The sequence below is a fragment of the Pseudomonas sp. genome, from assembly GCF_026224925.1.
Classification (GTDB): Bacteria; Pseudomonadota; Gammaproteobacteria; order Pseudomonadales; family Pseudomonadaceae; genus Aquipseudomonas.
Genome location: NZ_JAMFRV010000260.1, coordinates 1 through 4,642 on the forward strand (window position 1 = coordinate 1; position 4,642 = coordinate 4,642).

The 4,642-nt window shown below is 54.4% G+C and carries 3 protein-coding genes and 1 pseudogene; 2 read left to right on the forward strand and 2 right to left on the reverse strand.

What is annotated here, in order from left to right; all coding sequences use genetic code 11:
* Both M0974_RS11375 and M0974_RS11380 read right to left on the reverse strand, forming a co-directional pair.
* Positions 1–365, reverse strand: a pseudogene (locus tag M0974_RS11375) (NAD(P)(+) transhydrogenase (Re/Si-specific) subunit alpha); the annotation flags it as partial.
* 425 nt (positions 366–790) lie between these two features.
* Positions 791–1,708 carry a LysR family transcriptional regulator gene (locus tag M0974_RS11380; RefSeq protein WP_297836290.1) on the reverse strand — a complete coding sequence of 306 codons (918 nt, stop codon included), beginning with the start codon at positions 1,706–1,708 and terminating at the stop codon, positions 791–793.
* A 158-nt stretch (positions 1,709–1,866) separates the two neighbouring features.
* Here M0974_RS11380 and M0974_RS11385 point away from each other — a divergent pair, with 158 nt between their 5' ends.
* Both M0974_RS11385 and M0974_RS11390 read left to right on the forward strand, forming a co-directional pair.
* Positions 1,867–3,048 carry an acyl-CoA dehydrogenase gene (locus M0974_RS11385; RefSeq protein ID WP_297836292.1) on the forward strand — a complete coding sequence of 394 codons (1,182 nt, stop codon included), beginning with the start codon at positions 1,867–1,869 and terminating at the stop codon, positions 3,046–3,048.
* Positions 3,049–3,090: 42 nt separating this feature from the next.
* On the forward strand, positions 3,091–4,314 hold the full coding sequence (locus tag M0974_RS11390; RefSeq protein WP_297836294.1) for a CaiB/BaiF CoA-transferase family protein: 1,224 nt from the start codon (positions 3,091–3,093) through the stop codon (positions 4,312–4,314).
* Positions 4,315–4,642 lie beyond the last annotated feature (328 nt).

Consider the following 4,642-nt stretch of genomic DNA (forward strand, 5'->3'; position numbering starts at 1 on the left):
CGAGAAGTGCGTGGCGCAGCTTCGAGAGCGAACGCGGTAATGCCGCATTCGGCCATCTTTGAAATCGTCTCGTTATTAAACGGATTGAGCATTCCGATCACGATCGTGCCGGGCTTGATCAGCGTCAGCTCATGATCGTTGGGAGCGACGACCTTGAGGACCAGCTCAGCACCAAACGCATCCGTCGCACTGCCAAGGGTGGCGCCGCAGGACTGATAGGCGCTGTCAATAACGCAGGCAAGAATGCCGGCGCCACTTTGCACCGTGACCTGATGGCCTTGGGCAATCAGCTTCCTGATGGTTTCGGGGGTTGCGGCAACCCGCGTTTCGCCCGTGTGGGTTTCGAGAGGAACACCAATGTGCACGTTCAAATCTCCTGCGTGATCTTGTTCTTGTATTCGAATAGGCCAGTGCACTACGGGTGGCGCATCTGGTTCGGCCGATCAGCACGATCCCGCCGATACAAGGCGGGGCGCGGCATTTTGCAGGCGAAGCGCGCTGCCTTCAACCACTTATGAAAGGTGACGAAAAATTAACTACAAGTCATCCAGTGACCGTATGTCGCAGATATTTGCGCTAGCCCACGTATTACTTGGTCTGTAGCGTTATTGCGGATATTTACGGCTATTTAGTGATTCTCAGCGGGAATATCTGCTATTACTTTAATTTATAACCCGCAGGCCGCGGTTTCAGGAGCGATACGCAATTTCCAATCGTCTTCATACAGATGTTGAAAAAGCGACAAATTCGTATATCTGTAGGGTTGTATGTTTATTGACTACCAAGTCAGTTAGTCGCTGTAAGCCACTTCAGTGGCTGACGTGTAGCTTTTTGCCTCTCCTACCAGCCAATCGCGAAAAGCATGTAACGACGCCGACTCTACCTTCCGTTCCGGAACCATCAGGTAATAGGCCTTAATACTGGATAGCGCGTGGCTGTTGGCGATCACCAAGCGCTTCTCCGCGAGCTCGCGTTGAATCAGGAACGGCGGAATCAATGCAATGCCCATCTCGTGCATGGCGGCCTGAGCAAGCATGGAGAATAGCTCGTAACGCGGGCCTGTCATGTCGCGAGCAATATTCAGGTTTAGGGCGCTGAACCACTGACGCCACGCATAAGGGCGGGTGGTTTGTTGCAGTAATGGATACTCGGCGATCTCCTCGGCACTCAGGCTGTCGCGATCCCCCAGCAGGTGCGGGCTGCACACCGGCACTGGATTCTCACCCATCAACCGATGGGACTCGGTGCCTGACCAATCCGCATCGCCAAAATAGATCGCAGCGTCGAAGTCGGTGTCCGCAAATAAGAAGGGGCGGGTTCGGTTAGTCAAATTGACCGTGACGTCGGGTTGGCGCTGCTGGAAATCCTTGAGGCGCGGCAGTAACCACTGAGTACCAAAAGTTGGCACCACCGCCAGTTCGATCACGTTGGCGCCTTGCTGGCCCATGACTGACAGGGTGTCACGCTCCACGGCATCCAGTTGCGTTGCGACGCGCCGACTGTAAGAAAGTCCCGCTTCGGTCAGCTTCACTCCGCGTCGAGAGCGCCGGAACAGTTCGACGCTGAGAAAATCCTCCAGGCCAGCGATCTGTCGACAAATGGCCCCTTGGGTGATGGAAAGCTCCTGCGCGGCCTTGGTAAAGCTCTCGTGTCTGGCTGCTGCTTCGAAACTGACTAACGCAGTGGTGCTGGGGATCTTTCTGCGCATGTACCTCTACCTCACTCGTAGATCTCGAGTCTCGGATTTATTGATCGTTACGGAGTGATAAATTAGCACAACAGTATGCGAAAACCTCGTTTGCCGTATCGAGAGGCACGGCCTAGGATCAGTCCACGACTTTAAACCTGATTCGCGAGGACTCACTCATGGGCGGCAAAGCAAGCTTCAACTGGATCGATCCACTGTTATTGGATCAGCAACTCACTGAAGAAGAACGCATGGTTCGAGATAGCGCTGAGCAGTTCTCCCGTGACAAGTTGGCGCCGCGAGTTCTCGAAGCCTTCCGCCATGAGCGCACTGATACCGCAATATTTCGTGAGATGGGCGACGTCGGCTTGCTGGGCGCGACCATTCCTGAAGAATACGGTGGCAGCGGTATGAACTACGTGTGTTACGGACTGATCGCACGTGAAGTTGAGCGCGTTGATTCGGGCTATCGCTCGATGATGAGTGTTCAGTCATCGTTAGTGATGGTGCCGATCAATGAGTTTGGCACTGAAGCGCAAAAGCAAAAATACCTGCCCAAGCTGGCCTCGGGTGAATGGATCGGTTGTTTCGGTCTTACTGAGCCCAATCATGGTTCCGATCCGGGCGCGATGATCACGCGCGCTAAAAAAGTCGACGGTGGTTATCGCTTGTCCGGCAGCAAAATGTGGATCACTAACAGCCCGATCGCAGATGTTTTCGTGGTGTGGGGCAAGGATGATGCAGGCGACATTCGTGGCTTCGTTTTGGAGAAGGGCTGGGCAGGTCTGAGCGCTCCTGCTATCCACGGCAAGATCGGTCTACGGGCTTCTATTACGGGCGAAATCGTAATGGACAACGTGTTTGTTCCTGAAGAAAACATCTTCCCGGACGTTCGCGGTCTTAAAGGGCCGTTTACCTGCCTTAACTCTGCACGCTACGTCATTTCCTGGGGAGCGTTGGGTGCGGCCGAATTCTGCTGGCACACAGCGCGCCAATACACGTTGGACCGTCAGCAGTTTGGGCGGCCACTCGCTGCTACCCAGCTTATTCAGAAGAAGCTGGCGGACATGCAGACCGAGATCACCATGGCCTTGCAGGGCTGCCTGCGTCTGGGACGCATGAAGGACGAAGGGACTGCGGCAGTCGAGATTACGTCGATGATGAAACGTAACTCGTGCGGCAAATCCCTGGACATCGCCCGAATGGCGCGCGACATGTTGGGTGGCAACGGCATCTCTGATGAGTTCGGTGTCGCCAGGCATTTGGTTAACCTTGAGGTTGTGAATACCTATGAGGGTACGCATGACGTGCACGCGCTTATTTTGGGTCGTGCGCAGACGGGTATCCAAGCCTTCTATTAAGTAGCTGAATGCTGGCTGTGCATTTATAGAGAAAGGAGTTTGCTGATGGGCGCGCTTTCACATCTACGGGTTCTCGATTTGTCGCGAGTGCTTGCTGGTCCCTGGGCCGGACAAATCCTCGCGGATCTCGGGGCTGAGGTGATCAAGGTCGAGCGCCCCGGAAATGGTGATGATACTCGCGCTTGGGGGCCGCCTTTTCTGAAGGATGCTGAGGGTGAGAACACCAGTGAGGCGGCGTACTACCTTTCGGCGAATCGGAACAAAGAGTCGGTAACTATCGATTTCACCAAGCCTGAAGGTCAGAAGCTGGTGCGGGACTTGGCGGCCAAATCCGACATTATTATCGAGAACTTCAAAGTGGGTGGGCTGGCTGCCTACGGTTTGGACTATGAGTCACTGAAGGCTATTAATCCACGGCTAATCTATTGCTCGATTACCGGCTTTGGACAAAGCGGTCCGTATGCCAAGCGTGCGGGCTACGACTTCATGATTCAGGGGCTTGGCGGGTTGATGAGTCTTACGGGGCGGCCGGAAGGAGATGACGGCGCGGGTCCGGTGAAGGTGGGTGTTGCCTTGACTGACATCCTTACCGGGTTGTACTCAACCGTTGCGATCCTTGCGGCATTGGCGCATCGGGATCAGGGTGGTAAAGGTCAGCACATCGACATGGCATTGCTTGATGTGCAGGTCGCTTGCCTTGCCAATCAGGCAATGAACTATCTGACTACGGGCGTTGCTCCGCGGAGACTGGGTAATTCTCACCCTAACATCGTGCCTTATCAGGATTTTCCTACCGCAGACGGGGACTTCATTCTGACGGTGGGTAACGACAGTCAGTTCAGGAAGTTTGCCGAGGTCGCCGGTCAGTCGCAGTGGGCGGCGGACCCGCGGTTTTTGACGAATGCACTGCGTGTTGCCCATCGTGCTGAACTTATTCCACTGATTCGGCAGGCAACGGTGTTCAAGACGACGGCTGAATGGGTGGCGCAGCTGGAGCAAGCTGGTGTGCCATGTGGGCCAATCAACGACCTGGCCCAAGTGTTTGCAGATCCGCAGGTTCAGGCGCGAGGTCTGGCTATTAACATGACTCATGCGTTGGCGGGGAGCGTGCCGCAGGTCGCGAGTCCTATTAGATTGTCTGAAACGCCCGTCGAATACCGTCTCGCCCCTCCTTTGCTGGGGGAGCATACGTCTGATGTATTGGCGCGGATTCTAGGTCTGGACGATGGGGCTGTAGTCGCATTACGTCGCGCTGGCGTGCTGTAGCTATATATAGGTGGGAAATGTGGCTCGGTTTCCTAGCGTTTTACGGTATTTGATAGAAAGCTTGGATTAACCCTTGACGTAACTTTTTCTGGGCCTATAATTCGCACCTCTTCCGGAGCAGATGAAACGGAAACTCCTTGGTAATCAACGAGTTAGCCAGTTAGTTAGCGAGGAAGAGGCTTTGATCGCGGTGATCGAAAGCGGTGAAAAAAGGCAGTTGACAGCGAGTTGAAACGCTGTAGAATTCGCCTCCCGCTAACGAGCAACGTGAAGTTGATCGAAGCGCAAGTGGTTGAAGTAACAAAGGAAACTTTGAAACTTCGTTGAA

Excerpts from the sequence above, each read along its gene's own strand:
- M0974_RS11380 (WP_297836290.1), bottom strand. The coding sequence starts at position 1,708 with ATGCGCAGAAAGATCCCCAGCACCACTGCGTTAGTCAGTTTCGAAGCA.
- M0974_RS11385 (WP_297836292.1), top strand. The coding sequence starts at position 1,867 with ATGGGCGGCAAAGCAAGCTTCAACTGGATCGATCCACTGTTATTGGAT.